This is a genomic window from Sorangium sp. So ce117 (genome assembly GCF_051524395.1).
GTDB classification, from domain to species: domain Bacteria; phylum Myxococcota_A; class Polyangia; order Polyangiales; family Polyangiaceae; genus Sorangium; species Sorangium cellulosum_B.
The window spans coordinates 8,127,504-8,146,022 of record NZ_CP150309.1 but is presented as its reverse complement, the minus strand read 5'-3'; the positions used below and the strand labels follow the sequence as shown (position 1 = coordinate 8,146,022).

16 protein-coding genes and 1 pseudogene are annotated in these 18,519 nt (G+C 67.7%); 6 read left to right on the top strand and 11 right to left on the bottom strand.

Annotation, left to right across the window (positions count from 1 at the left end; genetic code table 11):
• Positions 1 to 9: 9 nt before the first annotated feature.
• Both WMF46_RS30320 and WMF46_RS30315 read right to left on the bottom strand, forming a co-directional pair.
• Entirely contained in the window at positions 10 to 1,878 is a 1,869-nt protein-coding gene (locus WMF46_RS30320) for a peroxidase family protein (protein WP_437980393.1), read from the bottom strand.
• Positions 1,879 to 1,897: 19 nt separating this feature from the next.
• Positions 1,898 to 3,214, bottom strand: coding sequence for a cytochrome P450 (locus WMF46_RS30315; protein WP_437980392.1), 1,317 nt, complete (start codon positions 3,212 to 3,214; stop codon positions 1,898 to 1,900).
• Positions 3,215 to 3,373: 159 nt separating this feature from the next.
• Between WMF46_RS30315 and WMF46_RS30310 the strand changes: the two genes are divergently transcribed.
• Positions 3,374 to 4,861 carry an NADH:flavin oxidoreductase gene (locus tag WMF46_RS30310; RefSeq protein WP_437980391.1) on the top strand — a complete coding sequence of 496 codons (1,488 nt, stop codon included), beginning with the start codon at positions 3,374 to 3,376 and terminating at the stop codon, positions 4,859 to 4,861.
• A gap of 141 nt (positions 4,862 to 5,002) precedes the next feature.
• On the opposite strand, the gene WMF46_RS30305 is transcribed toward WMF46_RS30310, so the two are convergent.
• From WMF46_RS30305 to WMF46_RS30295, 3 genes are all read right to left on the bottom strand, one after another.
• Positions 5,003 to 6,610: a GMC oxidoreductase gene (locus WMF46_RS30305; RefSeq protein ID WP_437980390.1), complete on the bottom strand. Its 1,608-nt coding sequence runs from the start codon at positions 6,608 to 6,610 to the stop codon at positions 5,003 to 5,005.
• A gap of 110 nt (positions 6,611 to 6,720) precedes the next feature.
• Entirely contained in the window at positions 6,721 to 7,809 is a 1,089-nt protein-coding gene (locus WMF46_RS30300) for a hypothetical protein (protein WP_437980389.1), read from the bottom strand.
• A gap of 2 nt (positions 7,810 to 7,811) precedes the next feature.
• Positions 7,812 to 8,312, bottom strand: a complete 501-nt coding sequence (locus tag WMF46_RS30295) for an SRPBCC family protein (RefSeq protein WP_437980388.1) — start codon at positions 8,310 to 8,312, stop codon at positions 7,812 to 7,814.
• 193 nt (positions 8,313 to 8,505) lie between these two features.
• Between WMF46_RS30295 and WMF46_RS30290 the strand changes: the two genes are divergently transcribed.
• The 3 genes and pseudogenes from WMF46_RS30290 to WMF46_RS30280 all read left to right on the top strand — a co-directional run.
• On the top strand, positions 8,506 to 9,090 hold the full coding sequence (locus WMF46_RS30290; protein WP_437980387.1) for a GMC oxidoreductase: 585 nt from the start codon (positions 8,506 to 8,508) through the stop codon (positions 9,088 to 9,090).
• 101 nt (positions 9,091 to 9,191) lie between these two features.
• Complete coding sequence (locus WMF46_RS30285) at positions 9,192 to 10,571, top strand: hypothetical protein (protein WP_437980386.1); 1,380 nt, start codon at positions 9,192 to 9,194, stop codon at positions 10,569 to 10,571.
• A gap of 107 nt (positions 10,572 to 10,678) precedes the next feature.
• Positions 10,679 to 10,843, top strand: a pseudogene (locus WMF46_RS30280) (GMC oxidoreductase); the annotation flags it as partial.
• Here the strand turns inward: WMF46_RS30280 and WMF46_RS30275 are convergent.
• The 3 genes from WMF46_RS30275 to WMF46_RS30265 all read right to left on the bottom strand — a co-directional run bounded on the left by WMF46_RS30275 (position 10,818) and on the right by WMF46_RS30265 (position 13,616).
• Positions 10,818 to 11,885, bottom strand: a complete 1,068-nt coding sequence (locus tag WMF46_RS30275) for a lipase family protein (protein WP_437980385.1) — start codon at positions 11,883 to 11,885, stop codon at positions 10,818 to 10,820. The pseudogene WMF46_RS30280 and the gene WMF46_RS30275 sit on opposite strands and share 26 nt — an antisense overlap.
• A gap of 202 nt (positions 11,886 to 12,087) precedes the next feature.
• Entirely contained in the window at positions 12,088 to 13,089 is a 1,002-nt protein-coding gene (locus WMF46_RS30270; protein WP_437980384.1) for an N-acetyltransferase family protein, read from the bottom strand.
• Positions 13,086 to 13,616, bottom strand: a complete 531-nt coding sequence (locus WMF46_RS30265) for an Lrp/AsnC family transcriptional regulator (protein WP_437980383.1) — start codon at positions 13,614 to 13,616, stop codon at positions 13,086 to 13,088. Before WMF46_RS30265 ends, WMF46_RS30270 begins: the two co-directional genes overlap by 4 nt.
• Positions 13,617 to 13,654: 38 nt before the next feature.
• Between WMF46_RS30265 and WMF46_RS30260 the strand changes: the two genes are divergently transcribed.
• Together WMF46_RS30260 and WMF46_RS30255 are read left to right on the top strand one after the other, a co-directional pair.
• Positions 13,655 to 14,710 carry a class I SAM-dependent methyltransferase gene (locus WMF46_RS30260; protein ID WP_437980382.1) on the top strand — a complete coding sequence of 352 codons (1,056 nt, stop codon included), beginning with the start codon at positions 13,655 to 13,657 and terminating at the stop codon, positions 14,708 to 14,710.
• Between the two features lie 342 nt (positions 14,711 to 15,052).
• The gene (locus WMF46_RS30255; RefSeq protein ID WP_437980381.1) at positions 15,053 to 15,997 is read left to right on the top strand and encodes a hypothetical protein; all 945 of its coding nucleotides are present in this window, start codon (positions 15,053 to 15,055) and stop codon (positions 15,995 to 15,997) included.
• A 22-nt stretch (positions 15,998 to 16,019) separates the two neighbouring features.
• On the opposite strand, the gene WMF46_RS30250 is transcribed toward WMF46_RS30255, so the two are convergent.
• The 3 genes from WMF46_RS30250 to WMF46_RS30240 are packed head-to-tail and all read right to left on the bottom strand — an operon-like array spanning position 16,020 to position 18,489.
• Positions 16,020 to 16,562 (bottom strand): DUF6691 family protein, encoded by a 543-nt coding sequence (locus WMF46_RS30250; RefSeq protein WP_437542530.1) that lies wholly within the window; start codon positions 16,560 to 16,562, stop codon positions 16,020 to 16,022.
• Complete coding sequence (locus WMF46_RS30245; RefSeq protein WP_437980380.1) at positions 16,559 to 17,083, bottom strand: YeeE/YedE thiosulfate transporter family protein; 525 nt, start codon at positions 17,081 to 17,083, stop codon at positions 16,559 to 16,561. Before WMF46_RS30245 ends, WMF46_RS30250 begins: the two co-directional genes overlap by 4 nt.
• Positions 17,080 to 18,489: a rhodanese-like domain-containing protein gene (locus tag WMF46_RS30240; protein ID WP_437980379.1), complete on the bottom strand. Its 1,410-nt coding sequence runs from the start codon at positions 18,487 to 18,489 to the stop codon at positions 17,080 to 17,082. The genes WMF46_RS30245 and WMF46_RS30240 overlap by 4 nt, the downstream gene beginning before the upstream one ends.
• Positions 18,490 to 18,519: the final 30 nt, after the last annotated feature.

Sequence of the window (18,519 nt, the reverse complement as noted above, 5' to 3'; positions counted from 1 at the left end):
GTCGCTCCGCTATTTCGACCCTGCGCCGGGCGCCCCCGGCGCATCGACGCGCGCCCAGGGCGCGAACGCGTTCTCGACCTGGCGAAGCATCGGCGCGAGATCGGGATTGTGGCGCAGGAGGACGCTCGACATGGTGTTGTTGTCGATCCAGTCGAGGCCCTCGCGGCTGTAGACGCTCTCGTTGTAGTCCGTCGTGAAGAACCGATCGCTCTTCAGCCTTCGCGACGCCATCAGGATGAAGACGCGGAACGCCGTGTCGCTGAACCCGAAGCCCGCCGGGAAATCCTCCGCGAACATCCCGACCATCAGGTCGACGCGCTCGACGTCGCCGTACACCTCGCGAAGCTCGCGGGCCCACTCCTTGTTGCTCGTGATCTCCTCGAACGACTTCACCGGATCGAGGTGCAGGAGGCGGCGGAACTGGTTGTACCGCGGCACGCCGCGCTCGCGGTCGCGCATCACGTCGATCGCCGCGAGGTCGATCCTGGACTGGTCGTCGCGCTGGAGGTTGCGAAGGAAAGCGGGGTAATTGTGCAGGACCACCGCGCCCGGGTGGGCGATGCCGAACGAGTAGAGGAGGTCGGTCATCGACAGATCGCCGTTGAAGGCGGACACCGTTTGCTGACCGGAGACGTCGGGCAGCGCGACGCTCCGCTCCAGGCCGCCGGTGCCGGCGCGGAACAGCTGGATCGCGTCGGGCATCAGCGGATGCATCCGATAGACCGAGACGAACTCCTCGGTCATCGCGTAGGGCGCCGTGTGGTGCACCTTCTGGGAGCCGATGATGCCGTTCAACACCTCGCTGCCGCGCCGGGGGCCGACGGGGCGCCCGCGGCCGAGGGCGCGCGTGAGGCGTTCGCCCGCGAAACCCCACCAGTTCGCGTTCATGGCGATGTCCAGCGTGGGGTGCCCCAGGATGGCGGTCGTCCATTCGACGGTGTGGATCTTGGCGATCAGCGCCACGTTGACGAGGCGGGCGGTGTGGAAGAGGCGAGCCGCGCTCCACTCCGGGTAGTGCCGCCGGAGGTGATCCACGATGGCGTTGTGCTCCTTCACGAACAACGTGTGAATGAGGCTGAGGCCGATCCACCACTGATTGGACACCTCCGCCAGCTTCCGCATCTGCGCGGGGATGGATCCGATCAGATGGCCCTCGACGAGGTCCAGCTTCAGCTTGCCTTCGGCCCCGTCCCTGTCGTCGATCAGCTTCGCGAGCTCCTCCTCGCTCGAGCCGTAGAACATCGAAGCGTCCCACCAGTGCGAGCTGTGGTTGAGGTACGTCGGCGGGCGATCCGCCGTGTCCGGCAGCCGCGTGTTGTCCGGCGGCGTCCGCCGGATCAGCATCGGATCCTCGTACCAGTCGTCGCCGCGCTCCTTGTCGAGCGGGACGCGGAGCTCGTCGCCTTTCACCGGCGTGCCGTGGTTGAACCAGTCGCGCGTCATCAGCTGGATCCACGCCGCCGCGAGCAGGTTCAGCGATGTCGCCGGGACGAACTCTCGCCGAGCGAGCAGCCGGCTGCTGACGATCCTCGGGCTCGGCTCCATGATCTTGTCTTCCGGCTCCGGGTACGTGTACTTGAGCGGCACGTTCCGGCCGAACCGCGTCCCGGTGCAGCCCATGGCTGGCTTGTCGAGATCGTTGTAGGAGCCGTCGGGCGTCCGCTGGATCAGCGCCTCAGGGCGAGGCGGCGCGGCTGTGCGCTCCGATTTGCCCTGCGGGGCGTCGTTCGTATCGTGGAGGTTCTCCCGCCGGAGCTTGTTCCTGTAGGCCAGGAGGTTGAGCGTGCCGAGGCTGGGCGGCAGGCGGTGCCACGGGACGAGCCTGTTGAGCAGCGAGAATGCGCCCTCGAAGGCGCGCGTCATGAGCCGGCGTTTCATAGGGATCCTTTGCACGGTGTCAGCGGTCACTCCGGGTCTCGTCCGGTGAGACATCGAAGCGGACCCGGAAATGGTTGAACGTGTAAGGAACGCGCTGTGACCGCCGCAGGTCCGGCCGGACGAGGCGGAAGCGGCGGCCGCTGAGCAGCGCCGCGAGGACCGCCTTGGCGAGGAACAGGGCGAGGGGTCTTCCCGCGCACACCTGGGCTCCGCCGCCCAGGTGATGGAACAGCGGGTGCTCTGCGCCGTCGATCCACGAACGCGGAGAGAACGTGTCGGCCGTGGCGACCCGCTCGCGATCCCGGTGGTTGAAGCCGTTCGGGATCAGGACCGGCGTCCTCGCGGGGATCTCGACGCCTCCGAGGACATCGGCGGTCGTCGTCTCGCGGAAGAGCAGCGGCGTCGTCGGCCAGAGCCGCATGGCCTCTTGCACGCATCCTTCGAGGTACGCGAGCCGGTCGATCCCCTCGGCGGTGGCGAGATCGACCGCGGCCATCTCGCGTCGCACCTCGCGCTCGGCGTCGGGGTGTGCGGCGATCAAGGCCAGCGCCCGGACCACGTTCGTGCCCAGCGTCTGCCACATCGCGAACAGCCAGTGCGGGACCTGGTTCTCGACCTTGGTCAGCTCTGTCGCAGGCACCTGTCCGCAGAGCGCGGCCAGGCTGCCCGGCTCGGCGGCGTCGAGGTAGGCTTGGACGCGGGCATAAAAGCGGTCATAGTACCTCGAGCGCCTCGGCTTGATCAGCTGGTTGGCTTCGCGCAGCATCCGCTTGAGCAGGCCGGTCACCTCCGCGTCGTCCCGCGCGGCAGCGCCGAAGACGATCCTCCGTGTGATCGTCTCGAAGAGACGATCGTAACCATCCCAGGAGCACAGCGAGCCGCCCGGGCGGGCCGCGATCGCGACTTCGTCTCGAACGACCGAGATGAACTGCTCCGCGTAACGGTGCTTTGAACGGTGGAAGTCGAGCACGACTTCGTTGAACCAGCGCCGCTCCCGCCACGCCTCGCCGCGCGAGATGGTGACGGCGTTCGGCTGGAAGAGCCGCATCCCCTCGCGCTTGAAGCTCCCGCCCTGATAGACGTCGGGGGAAAGCTCGAGCACCCGGTGAACGTCCTCACGATCGAGGACGATGAGCGATCTGCGGAGACCCAGGCGGACCCAAAAGATGCCGCTCCGATGCTTGTCCCGCATCCGCCCCAGGAAACCGACGGCCCCGGGATCGCGGTGGACCGCGAGCCAGAAGTGCACCCACGGCCGCCGGTCGGTGAAGACGCCCTGCAGTAGATACGGAACGAGGTAACCGAGATTATAGACCAGGGCATCAGCGGACGACAAATCAGGAATCATCCTCTGCGTGCCGCCCCGGAGCGCGTGAGATGGCATGTGCCCCTCCGGCGGCTATATCTACTTGGCCCGGCGGGGCGCGCAAGGGCGCTCCAGTCTTGCGCTGGTGTCCAAGAGTCTGGACGATTGCGACCGTCCACTGGAGAGCCTATGCCCAGGAGATATTGTGAGAAAACCGCCCAAAAGGCCGGCGAGCCCGCAGGTCGAGGGGGCGCGGGTGACGTCATCTTCCGTGAGCTCAAGCTCCCCAAAATCACCGTCAAGAACCGCATATTCCGATCGAGCATCTCGGGCCGCTTCGACAACTACGACGGTTCCGGGACCTATGTCCGGATCAACTGGGAAGAGAAATTCGCCGCCGGTGGGGTCGGAGCGATCATCTCGTCGTTCGTGCCGGTCCACACCCGCGGCCGAATCCTCCCGAACTACGCCATGATCAACCACGATGGGACGATCCCCTTCTGGGCTGCGCTGGGCGAGCGGATCCACCGCCACGATTGCAGGTACATCCTCCAGCTGAGCCACTCGGGCCGTCAGCAGGACATCGGCGGCGTCGAGAACCTCGCGTTCCGGGCGCAGAGCTCGACCAGCGAGACCGAGCCGTTCCACGGGTTTCTCTGCCGGTCCATGACGAGGGAGGAGATCAAGTACACGGTCCAGTGCTTCGCCGACGGGGCGAGGCGCGCGAAGGCGGCGGGGCTCGACGGGGTGGAGACGCACAGCGCGAACGGCTACCTCATCCACCAGTTCCTGAGCTCCGGCATCAACGATCGGAAGGACGAGTACGGAGGGTCGGTCGAGAACCGGGCGCGGTTCCTCGTCGAGATCATCCGGGCGATCCGCGGCGCGGTGGGCGACGACTTCCACGTGCAGGCCAAGATCAGCGCGAACGACTACAACGACGTCGTGCCCTTCGAGAAGAAAGGGAATACGATCGAGGACTCCGTCGCGATCTGCCAGATGCTCGAGGAGGCGGGGGTCGATGCCATCCACGTCTCGTCCGGGAGCATGTTCCCCCATCCGCGCAACCCAGCGGGCGACTTTCCGATGGACGAGGCCCGCCGGTGGTATGACGGGCTCCTGTCGAGCGGCGTCCACACCGGGCGCAACTACCTCCTGTTCCGGTACCGGCTCCTGCGCCCGCTGTTTCGCTACTTCTGGTTCCGCCGGGCGGGCGCCAAGGTCGAGGGCATCAACACCGAGGACGCGCGGATCATCAAGCGCCACGTGAAGGTCCCGGTCATCGTCACCGGCGGCTTCCAGACGGCCTCGGTCATCGCCGATGTCATCCGCGGCGGGGCTGCCGACGCGGTCAGCATCGCCAGGCCGCTCATCGCCAACAACGATCTCGTCAGGATGTTCGAGCGCGGCCTCGACGCCGCGCCCAGGCCTTGCACCTATTGCAACAAGTGTCTCCTGAACGTGACGGAGAACCCGCTGGGTTGCTACGAGCTCAGCCGTTACGACGGCGATTACATCAGGATGATGGAGGAGGTCATGTCGGTCTTCTATCCATCTCCCTATGTCTCGGGGCCGCCGCCCTTCGCCGGGCTCGTCGCCTCCGAGCCCCCCGGGGCGCCGCCTGTTCCGCTCCGGGTGCCCAGTCGCGTGCCCGTGGACCGCGGGCGCCTGCGCTGATCCGGAACGACCGCCCATCGTCAGCGCGGCGCACGGCCGCGGCGGCTCCCACCCTGGCGGCCGCGGGTGTGCGGCGCCTCACGTCTTCTGGTCGTCGCGCGCGGGGTAGTCGGAGCAGCTGCCTTCACTCCGCAGCCAGCTTCAGCGCTCCGCGCCGGCGCCTGGATCGCGCAGCATCAAAGCGGCAATGCGCTCGCTCAGGGCGCCAATCGTCATTGAAGGGTTGCGTCCGGTGGCCCCGGGGAGAATCGCGCCATCCGCGACGACCAGGTTCTTGTAGCCGAACACCCTCCCCGCATGGTCGACCACGCCCTCGGTGCGGCTGCGGCCCATGCCACAACCTCCCAGCGGATGCACCGAGACCATGCCCCGGACGAGTCGCCAGAACAGGGGCACATAGAGCTGGCCGCCAGTCGCCTCGGACAGCCGTCTATGCATCTCCAGGATCGTGTCGGCCAGCTCTCTCGACTCGTCGACGCGCCACTTGAGGTCGATGTCCTGTTCCCACGGCTTCGCGAAGCGAGGGCCCAGGCGCAGCTCGCCGTCGGCGGCGTCGATGCCCTGGCCCAACCAGAGCATCAGGTCGCGGGTCGGATTCACCTCGTCTAGACCGCGCGCGAGCTGTCGCTCGAGCAGCCATGCCAACGGCCGCAACGCGGGTGATGCCAGCGTGGCGCGCATTGCGTTTAACAGCATATTCGGGAATCCGTCGTCTTGGACGTAAAAGTGCTGCCCGTTCACGCTGCCGTCCATGAACTCCAGCCCTGACGTGATGGTGGGGCCGATGCCCTGCTTCACCTGGTCGCCATCCGGGTAAAAGGCAGGAGTCAGGAAGTTGGCGTTCGGGCTCCAATGTTTCCCGAGCCGTCGGCTGATGTTCGGCAGGGTGCGGTGCTCGTCGCGGCAGCGCAGCAAGAGCTCCGTGGTGCCGAGCGAGCCCGCTGCCAGGACGACCATCTCCGCGCGCACGCTGCCAGAAATCAGGCGCTCACGGTCGACGCGATCGAAGGACACGCGGTAGCCGCTGCCATCCGGCTCGATGCGGCGCGCGATGTGCAACGGTCGCACTTCGGCCCCGTGGCGCTCCGCGAGAGGGATGTAGTTGAGGTCGAGCGTATTCTTCGCCCGAACGTCGCAGCCGATGTCGCAGTTGCCGAGATGGACACATGTACCCTGCCGCTCGCCCTGCTGATTGATGAACGACTTCGAATGCTGATGGCCGAGCGGGTCGTAGAGGCCATGATTCCAGTCTTCGTCGAACGTGATCCCCAGCGGCACGCTGGTGAAGCGGTCGCCATGGCCGAGCTTCGCGGCCGCTTTCCGAAGCAGGCGCGCGCGCGCTGTGAGCTGTCGGCTCGGGATCGGCTGCACGCTGAGCATGTCCCGTACCTTCGCATAGTACGGTCGCAGCTCCTTGTAGGTGATCTCCGGCGGCCACCCGGCGTCGAACAGCTCGGGTCGAGCCTCCAGGAGGACAGCCGAGTAACACAGGGATCCGCCTCCTACTCCGGCGCCCTGCGCGACGATCATGCGCGGGAAGAAGCGCAGGTCGAGCCAGCCGTTGTGCTTCGCTGGGGAATTTTTCCGATAGAGCCAGGCGTCGGTCGGCCCGCGCGGGTGCTGATTTGCGGTCCAGCGCCTGCCCCGTTCGAGGACGAGAACGCGGGCACCTCCCTCTGCCAACCGAGCCGCCGTGATGGCGCCCCCGAAGCCGCTCCCGATAACGATGACGTCGAATTGAACACCCATGAGGCACGCTCCTCGCGAGGGGCCTTTCACCTGGACGGTGCGTCAGCTCTACGGTCGCTCGTCATGCAGAGCGCTCCGCCGGGTCGATCGCGCTGAGTTGCGAGTTACGACTACCGGATCCGCCTCCCGCCCGAGCGGATGGCGGTCGATGCGTCGTTCCGGTTGGTGCGCCAACCCGGGTGATGGAAATGCACGACATGATCGGCATTGTATGAGGCGACGGCCTCCGTGAACGTAATCCGACCGATACGATGCCAGTTGGTGACCTTCACGCGCCGGAATCCCGGTATGCCTATGTTCACGCCGCAGTCGGACACGCTGATGTCGAACACGATCGAGCCAGTGGGCTCCGAGGCTCCCGGCTCGAAGATGTGAGCGTAAATCTCATCTCGGAAATCCAGGTTTTTGCCCTGTATCCGGGCCTGCCGAGGCGCCATCTTGAGCAGCATGTGCTCGGGGCACCTCGTGCGCTCGCCCTCGGGCTTGCCGAGCTCGGCGATTTCATGGAGCTGGCGAGCGTCCGGCACCTTGTCCACGAGCGTAAAGACCAGACCAGCGCGAGCCAGGATGAGGAGGTAGATCCCGCGCCGGCATGCGGTCACGTTGGGCGCGTTTCGGAGCATCGCGTCGTTGATGAAGTCGGTGTGCATGCCCCCAAGGTCTTCCTGGGACATGAAGCTGGCGGGAATGAGCGGAGCCGCGTGGTTCGGGTCCATCGTCGGATAAATCTTTCCGGCGAGGCTCAATGAGCGTCGTTGCCCACGGCGCGTCTCATTGCCATCCGATGAGTATCGTCCGATGATCAATCCCTTGGCGCCTTGCTTGAAGTAGCCGCTGTACTGGCTCTCCTCCGTGATCTCCCATACTCCAAGGAGACAGATGGCATTGGGCGCTACTATCCTGCGGAAGCCCTTGCCGTCGGGTCCCCAGCGAAGGTCCGCCCTCGAGTCGACCGCGCGCCCCGCGGCTTGCTTCATGAGATCGGCGTGAGCAGAGAAGGCGCCTGACCACGCGTTGCGGATGGTCGACTTGAACATCGGCAGGGGGCCGGGGGCCTCGCCGCTTCGGCCTTTGCGATATGGATTCTCGTACAGGGCGTCTCGGACATCTGCATATCTGGAGCCGCAGTAGGCGAGGTCCTCGTCGCTCATCCCTTGCGGCCCGCGCAAGGCACTCAGGTCGAAATTCCACCTGCTCATGATTACTTCCCCCGTAGCTCGTTTTGAGCGCGTTTCTTGATCCGTTGCACCCCCGCGACCATGTACCAGTTATAGAGGACCTTGATCGCGGGAGTGAGGAGGAGCGTCGCCAGGGCGGACGTGCCCTCGAACTCATAAAGCCATTTCACTTTGGTGCCGGCGCCGTCGTCCGTGAACCACCATTGCCCTCGCGCCTCCTTCACTAGCCAGCGGAGGATGGGATTCGTGAAGTTGGTTACTGCGTACGAGAAATAGTCTGGCGCATCGGCAGCTACCACCTCTTCGCGTACGGTGCTGCCGTCCGTCAGGTGGATTGTCCGGTACGAACCAGGCACATCCCACGGTCCAGTGGTGCCGGAGGTCCACTCTGCGCCGGGAAAGCCGTACCCCGCGCGCAGCACGGTGTGAAGCTCCGTGTCGAACACCCCGGGGACGAGCCAGGCGAACAGGGGTGCCCTCGGCACCGCGATTCGAGACGATACGATGGAGGAGACGGTTGACATCAGTAATTCCCTCTTGGGTTGAAGGCGGGCGGGTATGCCGAGGGCTATGCTGGCGGTCAATGACGCTGCACTTCGCCGTCGTAGGGGCTGCCCTTCCCATACGTATCGTCCAGCAGCGCGTCAGCCGCCTCGGGCATGTTCTTGTCGTAATGTGGACAGAAGCCCTCGAGGGCATTGTCGAGGCCCAGGGGATTTGCGCGCCATTCAGGCAGGCAGCAGGGTAGTCGGGCTCGTCGCGCTGAGCAAGGCCACGGGCGCTAACGATGGCGGCATCTGGGTCGCGACGTTCGAGAACGTCCGGGTCACGCATAACCTGGTCGCCAACAACACCAACCCTTTCGAAGCGTCGAACAGCGATGTCGTTCTGACGTGCAATGTGGCCAGGGCCAGCTCTGCGGTGTTCTCCGTCCTGTTGCTTCCGGGCATTTCGATGTCCAGGCGCGCGCCAATCGAATCAACATTCGACTTGAAGTGGCCCGTCGAGAATTCCGAGGGTATCTTCGACGCCACGCAGGCGATGCACAAGAGCCTGACCGAAAGGACTGGCGGGCGGTCGCTGCCGAATTCACTGTGGAGGCCGTTGAAGGACCTCCGGACCCTGCATCCGCTCGGCGGCTGCGTCATGGGCTCATCGCCCGAGACTGACATCGTCGATCACCTCGGGTGGACGTCTGGTTACCCCAATCCAATCGTCGCGGACGGCGCCATCGTACCGACGCCGACGGTCCGAGAATCCTTCGCGCACGATCGCAGTGCTCGCGGAGCGCATCGCCGCTGACATAGCGTAACAGAGAGGGCATCATGGCCGCAGATCACGACCAGAGGGATACCCGCGCCTCGTCTCATCGGGGATTGCGCGAGCTTTTCACCTATCCGTTGATGTCCGCCATCTTCGAGCGGCGCACGCGGCGCGTGGCGCGCGGCGTGTCGATCCAGTCCGGTCCGATCAGCTACACCAGCCAGAACAAGCCGGCACCGCTCTCGCCGGTCGAGGAAGCCGTGCTGATCGTCTGCACCGGGTTGACCGGGACGACGACGATGCACGACGTGCCGGCGAGGAACGACGACGGGAGCGAGCGGTTCTCGGCGCCGCTGATCAACATCATCGCGCGCTCGGCCAGCAGCATTGACAACGCGCATGCCGTGTCGTTCTTCCTGATCAACGACGAGGGTACGTTCCTCGTCAAGCACCTGCGAAATCGCGAGGGGCTCGAGTCGCTGAAGGGGCTACCGCCGCGGTGGGAAGACTGGTCCGAGTCGGACTGGATCGGAACCGCCGCGAAGATGAAGCATCGGCTCTACAAGGAGCGGCTCGATTTTCCGCGCCGCTGGCCGTACTACTTCATCTGGAATCGCCAGATCTCCAATCGTCCCGGGACGACGATCCTGCTGCCGATCGTCGACCTCACGCGCCAGTTCATCAACGTGATCATCAGCCTCTTATCCGAGGAGGATGGCCAACGTCCGCTGTTCGTGGACGACTGGCAGCGCTTCCGTCCGCGGACGCTGCTCGACTGGGGCGCGTGGCTCGCGAGCCGGCTCGGCGTCGTCCCGAACATCCCGTATCAGATCATCGGCGGCGCCAGGCGCGGCCGCGGCGACTGGCTGAACTCCGAGTTCCCGGTGTCGATCGGCTACGCGGGCGAGCTGCGCACCGACTACGAGACGTTCTTCCAGCTGCAGAACCTGATGCTGATCGCCCAGGGAATGGGGCTTGGCGCCTGGATCCACGCCGCTGTGGAGGCGCCGTACCTGTTCGAGCGCGACCCGGCGAAGGGAAAGTTCGGGATCGAGTTCCGGATGCAGAAGCCGAAGACCTGGCGGCGGTGGCCGCCGCTGCCGGCGCCGCTCGACAACCCGATCGGGATCGACGGCGTGCTCGAGTCGCTGACGCCGCCGTACGTGAAGTCGATGGACGCCGCGGTGGATCAGGTCATCGAGGAGAAGTACGGCCCGGCCGGCACCTACGGCGACAACTCGATCTTCGACCGCGCCTACAAAAAGGCCGAGTACGGCGATGCGTTCCTGAAAATGGCGAACCGGCGTCCCAAGCCCGAGGCCGTGGCGTACGCGAAGGAGATCTGCAACTACATCTACGACACCTACGGCCGCTTTCCCGCGCACACCAATGCCTTGCACTTGCCCGGCGTCTGGCTGCAGTTCTCGCACCTGGAACTGGAGTTCTATGACAAATACTTCGATCCGTCTCTCTATCGCCGTCAGGCGCAGCACCAGGAGACGTGGGGAGATCAGCACTAGAGCGCCGAATGCGTTGAAGAGAGATGACCATCCTCGCTCGTCTTCGCGTATTCGGTCGGGTAGCGGAGCCGGTCTCGAGAGCGGGTGACGGCGCGGCAGGTCAGCCGCAGAGCAGCGTCCTCACCAGCGACCTCCGGGTCGACGGGGCGCGAGGCCTGCGCGTCGTGGACGCGCCGGTCTTCCCGCGGATCCCGGGGTTCTTCATCCTCAGCGCGGTATTCATGATCGCCAAGAAGGCCGCCGACGTCATCCTCGCAGACGCCCGAGGCTGAGGCCGAGCTCCGAACGGCGCAGACGCAACGATCGCTGGGAGACGCTCACGTACCTGTGCGGGGCGTGCTCGTCCGACGAGAACGGCCGCTGCAGTCGGCGGACCAGGGGGAGCCGCTGCTTGACCCAGGCCAGGACGTCCACCGTGGAGCCGAAGGGCGCCGTGTCGGCACGCCGCGCGGGCTGCTCCGAGAACACCCAGCCCGCCGCGCTCGATCGGAGCTCGTGACCGAACTGTTCGAACGTCCCGATCGACGGCGGAGGGAACATCGGCACGAGGTCGTTGGCATGGATGTGGCGGAACAGCAGGCGTCCGTAAGTGTCCTGACATCTCCGGGCGAAGATCTCGTTTCCGATGCGCGGCTGCCCGTACGTGTAGACGCCACGCACCACGTCCCTGATGCCCTCGTGCTCCTTGTCCTCGAAGATCATCGCTGCAGCGAGGGCCGCCAGCGCGCCACCCAGGCCGTGTCCTGTGATGTAGAGCGCCTTCAGGCGGTGCTCGAGGGGCTCGCCGGTCGCGTCGGAGCATGCGGGGGCGTCCACCGAGACGAGCTCGCCCTTCTCGTCGACGATCGATTGCCCGTTCATCGCCCTCTTCAGACGGCAGGCGATGTAGCGCGCCATCGGCTCGCGGCCGCTGTGGACGCCGCCCTGCACGGCCTTCCACGCGTGGAGCCGAGCCGGCTCCACGCCGGTGTCGGCCAGCCGAGCGCCCGTGCTCGCCGGCTCTGTGCCGCGGAAACACAGGATCGCCGCAGAGCCATCGACGTGCTGGAGGAGCGATGCGCTCGTGCGCGCCGAGACGGCATCGTTGCTCAGCGTGACGGCGTAGCACCGGTTCTCGAACCCGAGGCTGTTCATGACGTCATGGAGCGCCTGCGGGTCGGCGTACGACCACGCCGACGCGAGCGCGAGGGCATAGGCGATCGTCTCGTCGTACTCCCGCTCGTTCCGCTCCATCTTGCCCAGCAGGTCGAGGGCCCTCCCGCCGGCAGGGGGCCCTTTGCGCTCCTCTCGGCGCTCAACGTTGGTGACGAACATGCTGTGCTGCCGCTTTCTGCGCTCGGTGGGTGCGGCGCCACGGTGCCATTTGCTCCGGACGACCCGAGCCGGCCTCGCCGCGCGAGCCCGCGATGTGTTGAATCCCGAGGCGATCGGTTCGATGACGGTGGGTGCGTTTCCGTGCGCGTTCAGCCGACGCAATTCGGGGTCGTCGAGGGGGATCGCGGGCGCGTGAGTTACCTCACGGCTGCTGGCTGTCGCTTGCAGAGTAAGGAATCGCACGCTGCATCAGGATCACGTCGAGCCAGCGGTCGAACTTGTGCCCTACGTCGCGGAGCAGCCCGGCGTCCTCGAACCCGAGCGCGCGGTGCAGCGCGACGCTCGCCGCCTGGTCTCCGGCGATCTGCGCGATGATCGTCCGGTGGCCGAGCGAGATCGCGCGGCTCACGAGATCGGCGAGGAGGCGGCGCCCGAGCCCCCGCCGGTGGAGGCCGTCGCGCACGTAGACCGAGTTCTCGACGGAGCGGGCGTAGGCCTCGCGCGGGTTCCACAGGGAGAGCGAGCCCCAGCCGACCACGGCCCCGTCACCCTCGACGGCCACGGTGGCGGGGTGCTGGGGGCCGTGCGCGGCGAGCCAGGCGCGGCGCTCCGCCGGGGTCGGGACGGTGGTGGCGAAGGTGCAGGTCGAGCGCTCGACGTAGAACGCATAGATCTCCTCGATCGCCGCGAGATCGGCCTCGGTCGCCAGGCGGATGCGCACGCCGTCGCCTGGCGCCGGGAGCGGCGCGAGGTCGGGCGCGACGAACGCGGCGCGGGCGTCGTCCGAGAGCAGCCGCGCGCGAGAGTAATGGGCGAAGAGCGCCTTGCTGCTGCGGTGGCGGTCGAGGAGGCCCTCCGCGAGGTCGTGGACGGCGGCGCCTCGGTGCTCGGCGGCGTGGCGGGCGACGAGCGTGAGCCAGGCGACCGTGATCGTCTCGTGGTAACCGTTGGTCGGCGGGTGCCGCGCGTTGAACGCCTGCAGGGCGGAGCGCATGCGCGCGATCGCCCCCTCGGGCCCGTGGGCGCGCACGTAGTGCAGGGCGAGGAGCAGGTGGCGCGCGTGCGAGAAGTCGCGCTGCTCGATCGCGGCGTCCTCGATGGCGGCGGCGAGCGCCGCGAGGTCGCGCTCGTCGATCTGACGTTCGCGGTGTTCGCGGCGTTCGCCACGATCGCCGAAGGGCGGCAGTCCGTCGGCGCCGCTCACGGCGCCTCCTTCCGGGCGGCTCCGCGGCCGGGCGCCTTGCGGGGGCGCGCTTCGCCGTCGCGCGCCTCGTCGGACGGCAGCGGCAGGGGCGGGACCGCTGTCTCCTTGGCGGTGGACAGGACGATCGTCGTGCGCGTGCGCACCACGCCGTCGTGGGCCTTGAGCTCCTGCGTGAGCAGGCGCTCGAGCGCCTCGGTGTCGCGGCAGCGCACCTTGAGCAGGTAGTCCTCGTCGCCGGCGACGTGGTGGCACTCCTGGATCTCGGCCGCGCGCTCGACGGCGCGCAGGAACTCGCCGCGACCGCGCCGGTTCGCGATCGAGACCGAGATGAAGGCCGTGAGCCCGGCGCCCACGGCCCGGGCGTCCAGGCGCGCCTCCCACCCCGTGATGACGCCGCGCTCCTCGAGCCGCCGCACCCGCTCGGCCACGGCGGGCGCGGAGAGGCCGACCGCCTCCCCGAGGTCGGCCCACGACCGGCGGGCGTCGCGGGAGAGGAGGTGGATCGCTTTCAGATCGATGGCATCCATCGTTGTTGTCATTGGAAGTGAATGTATCATTGATAAAATTGTTTCGAAATTCAAGTCATGGGTCTCCATGCGCCGGCGCGTCGCTCCCGCCGCCGTCCCTGCCCACCGCCTTCCGCCGCGCGGCCACGCTGCTCGTGGCGCAGCACCAGAGCAGCATCGCTGCTGGCCCGCGGGCAGCGACGAGCGCGATCTGCCGCGCCCGGGTCCTCGCCGGCGGCGCGGCGCTCCGGCGCGCGGGCCCTGCCGGCGCGGCGCCGGGCGTCGGCACGGGCCCTGCTCGGGCGGCCAGCATGACCACCATCAGCCTCTCTCTCGACACCCCCGAGCTCGCCCAGGCCTACGAGCACGGCAGCGACCGGCAGTTCAACCACGGCAAGCTCCTCATCGAAACGCTGGGCGTGCGGCGCGGCCAGCGTGTGCTCGACGTTGGCGCGGGCACCGGCCGGCTCGCCGCTCACGTGGCAGAGATCGTCGGCCCCGAGGGCAGCGTGACGGCCATCGATCCCCTGCCGCTCCGCGTCGACATCGCCCGGCAGAAGGCCCGCGCGAACCTCGCGACCGCGGTCGGCCGCGCCGAGGACCTCTCCGCCTTCTCCTCGAAGAGCTTTGACGTCGTGTACCTGAACAGCGTCCTTCACTGGCTGAACGAAGCCCAGAAGGAGCGCGCCATCGCCGAGGCGGCGCGCGTGTTGAAGCCCGGCGGCAAGCTCGGATTCAGCACGGGATCGCGGGAGAAGCCGCACCAGCTCGAGCCGATCCAGCGCAAGGTGCTGGCCGAGCTCGGGAGAGACGCGGAGGGCAATCGCCCGCACAAGCTGACGGTCGACGAGGTTCGAGGGCTGCTGGAGCGCGCCGGCTTCATCGCCGACACGGTGGAGATCCTCACCTTCGTCGACCACGCCGCCGACGTCGACGAGATCTTGAGGCACAGCGGGTCGAGCTCGTTCGGCAACCACCTCTCGCACCTGACCCCCGAGGAGAAGCGGGAGGCGCGAGCGCGGCTCGCGAAGGAGCTCGAGGCGTTCCGCACGCCGAAGGGCATCCGGCTCGAGCGCAACCTCATCTTCGCGATCGCCCACACGGCAGGCAACTAGCCCCCCGCCGGCGCCGCTTCAGTCCAGCGTGCCTCGCGGGTGAGAGCTCTGCTAGAATCGAGCGACCATGCGAGGGGAAGAGGCGAAAGGCACATGCCGGGGCGCGGGCTGAGCGGTACGGCGGGATTGCTGCTCCTCGGTGCTGCGGCCTGTGGCACCGCCCCCGACCGCCCGAGCGGAGCGACAGGCGGCGCTTCCACGGGAGCTTCGAGCGCCGTCGCGGGCGGCGGGGGAGGCGCGACCGCTGGCAGCGGCGGCTCGGGGAGCGCTGAGCCATCCGGCGGCGGGCAAGGGGGATCCCCCGAGGGGCGTGACTGCGGGACGGCGGGGGAGGTGATCGTGGTGGGCGCGAACGTCCTTGACGAGGCGACCGGGCCCGCGCCCGAGCTGGAGCGCTTGCGTGGCTGTACGCGCTTCCTCGGCACGCTTCATCTGCTGGGCCTGGACGGGCCCGAGGCGATCGACGCGCTCACGGATCTCAGGGAAATAACGGGGTCCTTGCTGCTCTATTCGCCTCCTGAGGATCTCGGACCCCTGTCCAACCTGACGCGGATCGAAGGTCGGTTGCTGGTCATGGCGGCGCCGGAGGCCTTGCGCGGCCTGGAGTCGCTCCAGTACGTCTCCGGGCTGTGGCTCTACCAGAGCGGCTTCGCCGACTTCTCGTGGCTTCCTGCTCTCGCGGAGATCGGCGCCTCCATGATCGCTCGGCGCAACGCGGATCTGACCGCTGAAGCGCTGGAGTCCTTCGCGACGTCGCGCGTGCGCAGCGGCGCGCTGGTGTCCCTCACGAACGCCGTTCCTAAAGAGCCGCCGGACCCCGATGCCGAGGCGGTCGTGTGTGGCCAGCCGGACGATCTGGTGATCGGGCCCTACACGAGCGTGGCCGGATGCACCCGCTTCCGGGGCTCGATCCACCTGAGCGACACGACGGCAGGCGTCTTGGAGCCGCTCTCCTCCCTCGTCCACATCGACGGCTCGCTGACCCTCTTCCGCAACCACACGGACGACTTCACCGCGCTGCGGAACCTGCGCCGCGTCGGCGCGAATTTTCAGATGCATCTGCTGGAAAGCCCGGGCCTCGATGGGTTCGACGCCCTCGCGGAGGTGGGTGAGCTCAGACTCCTGAGCTCGGGTCAGCTCACGGGCTTCGACTGGCTCCCGGCGCTCACCAGCGTTCGTGAATCCGCGTTGGCGGTGAGGGGGGGCCCCCTGTCCATGGAGGCCATAGAATCTTTTCTTTCGCGCCTGGACATCGGGGGCGAGACCGCGGTGATGACCCTCGAATGACGCGTCCTCGTTGCGTTCAAATTCATCGCGCCGCCCGCACGCGGCTGACGAGCGCCGCCGCGCCCGCGAGCCCGGCGAGGCCGGCCACCCAGGGCCAAGGGGACGTCTTCGTCGCCGAAGGGAGGGTGACCTTGCCGAGGTCCGTCTCCTCGACCACCTCCTTGATGTGCGGGTACACGCGGATGAAGGCGAGCGCTCCAGCGACCATCCCGAGCAGCCCGAACATCGCGTCGCGCCGGCCTTCGCCGACGGCGGCGAGGGTCGTGCCGGGGCAATAACCGAGGAGCGCCATCCCAGCGCCGAAGGCCACACCGCCCAGGATCACCGAACGTACCTGGAACGGCTTCACGTCGAGCTCGGTCGCGCCGGCCGCGCGCAGGCCGTGCGTGCCGAGCGAGCCGGCGGCCGCCGCGGTCGACATGATCCGCGCAATGCTGCTGTCGCGCAGCAGGAGCTGCTTGATGATGAGGTCGGCATCCGAGGCCCCTCCTCGCTGGAGAAAGGCGCCGAACGCGGTCCCGGTCGCGAGGCCGAGCACCAGCCTTCCGAGCGGATCCCGCTTCATCGCGCGCCTCCTCGAAACAGGAGCTTCGCCGTCAAGGCGGCGCTCACGCCCATCGCGACGTCGAACGCGAGGCTCGCCGCGGCGAGCTGCATCGTGCCGCTGATGCCGTGCCCGCTGGTGCATCCTTTGCCGAGCCGCGCGCCGAACATCATCAGGGCGCCACCGCAAAACGCGGCGGCGTAGCGCTTTCCGCGGCTCTCCCCGAACCGCGCCCGCCAGGCGTCCGGCAGCGTGGATCCTCGCGTGCCCGAGGCGCGCGAGGCCAGGAACGCGCCAAGGACGATGCCCGGGGCGAGCAGCACCTCCCAGTCGATCTTCGGCGTCGTCTCCCGCTTGGCCACGAACTCGTTCACCCGGCTGGCCTGCGGCGCGAGCCGGCGCGCCAGCGCGCTCGCCCCCGTCTCGAACGCGGACGTCACGCCGAGAGGCCGCTTCGCGGTCCCCATCGCGAACGCCTCCAGCGCTCCGATCGCGAGCCCGGCGATCTCCGGTGCCCAGCGCGCGCTTCCCTGCGAGCTCATCGTCGCGCTCCTTCGATATCCAGGGTGGTGATCGTGCGCTCGGGGCCCTGCTTCTTCGGCAAACCGAGCTTCTCCCACGCCGTCATCCCGCCGAGGACATTGGCGACCTCCGTGAAGCCGCGGCGACGGAGGATGCTCGTCGCGAGCCCAGCGCGATGCCCGACGCTGCAGACGAGCGCGATGCGGCGATGACGCGGCAGCGCGGGCTGGATCTTCTCGAAGTGCTCGTCGAGATATCCCACGTACATGTGCCGCGCGCCTTCGATGTGCCCCTCCGCCTCGAACTCCTGATCATCGCGGACGTCGAGCACGGCGACGGCATCGCCCGCGTCGTGGAGCTCGCGCGGGGTCATCGTGCCCGTCTTCTCGATGGGCATGCCCGCGTCCCGCCATGCGTCGAACCCTCCGGCGAGCACGCCGGAGACGTGATCGACGCCGACGCGCGCGAGGTGCAGGACCGCCGCCTCCACGTCCGCGACGCGCGAGACGACCAGGTACACCCGGGTCGTCTCGTCCGCGACCCACCCGCCGAACACCGGGAGCCCAGCGAACCAGAGGTTCAGCGAGCCGGGCAGGTGGCCCGACGCGAACGCCTCGGGGTCGCGCGCGTCGAGCACCAGCCCCTGCCTGGATTCCGACGCGAACTTGTTTGGCGGCAGGAACGGCACTTCGCCGGGCTTCACGGAGAGCGGCTTGCCCCCTTCGAGGTTCAGCCTCTCCATCAAGCTGAAATAGGGTGGGCGCGGGATGCGCTCCTCGACCTTGGCGCGGACGAAGTCGTCGGCCGACCTCATGAAGACGGGATTGTAGGCGCGCTCGAGGCCGAGCGTGGAATCATCGCGCTCCGCGATGTTGCCTCCGCAGACCGAGCCGGAGCCGTGGGCGGGCCAGACGAGCGCCTGATCCCCGAGCGGGAGGAGCTTCTCGTGCACCGAGGCGAAGAGGAGGCGCGCGTTGTCGCTGGTCTTCTCGCGGTCGGGCAGGTCGGTCCGGCCCGTCTCCCCGATGAACAGCGTGTCGCCGGTGAAGATGCCAAAGGCGCGCCCGGGCGCGTCCGCGAGGAACACGGCATAGCAGGTGCTCTCCGGCGTGTGTCCCGGCGTATGGAGCGCGCGGACGCGCAGCCCGATCAGGTCGAGCTCCTCGCCGTCCCGCATACGGATGTCGCTCTGTCCGAAGAGCGGATGATCTCCGCTCACGATCTTCGCGCCCGTCGCCTTCGCGAGAGCGGCAGATCCCATGACGAAGTCCTCGTGGCGGTGCGTCTCGAGGATGAACTTGATCACGAGGTCCCTCTCTCGGGCCGCCGCGAGGACCTCGTCGATGTCCCTCCGCGGGTCCACCACGATCGCCTCGCCCTCGTTGCCGAGCAGGTAGGCGATGTGAGCGAGACCTGGAGTCTTCATCCGGTGTAGATGCATGCGCGGGAGCGGATG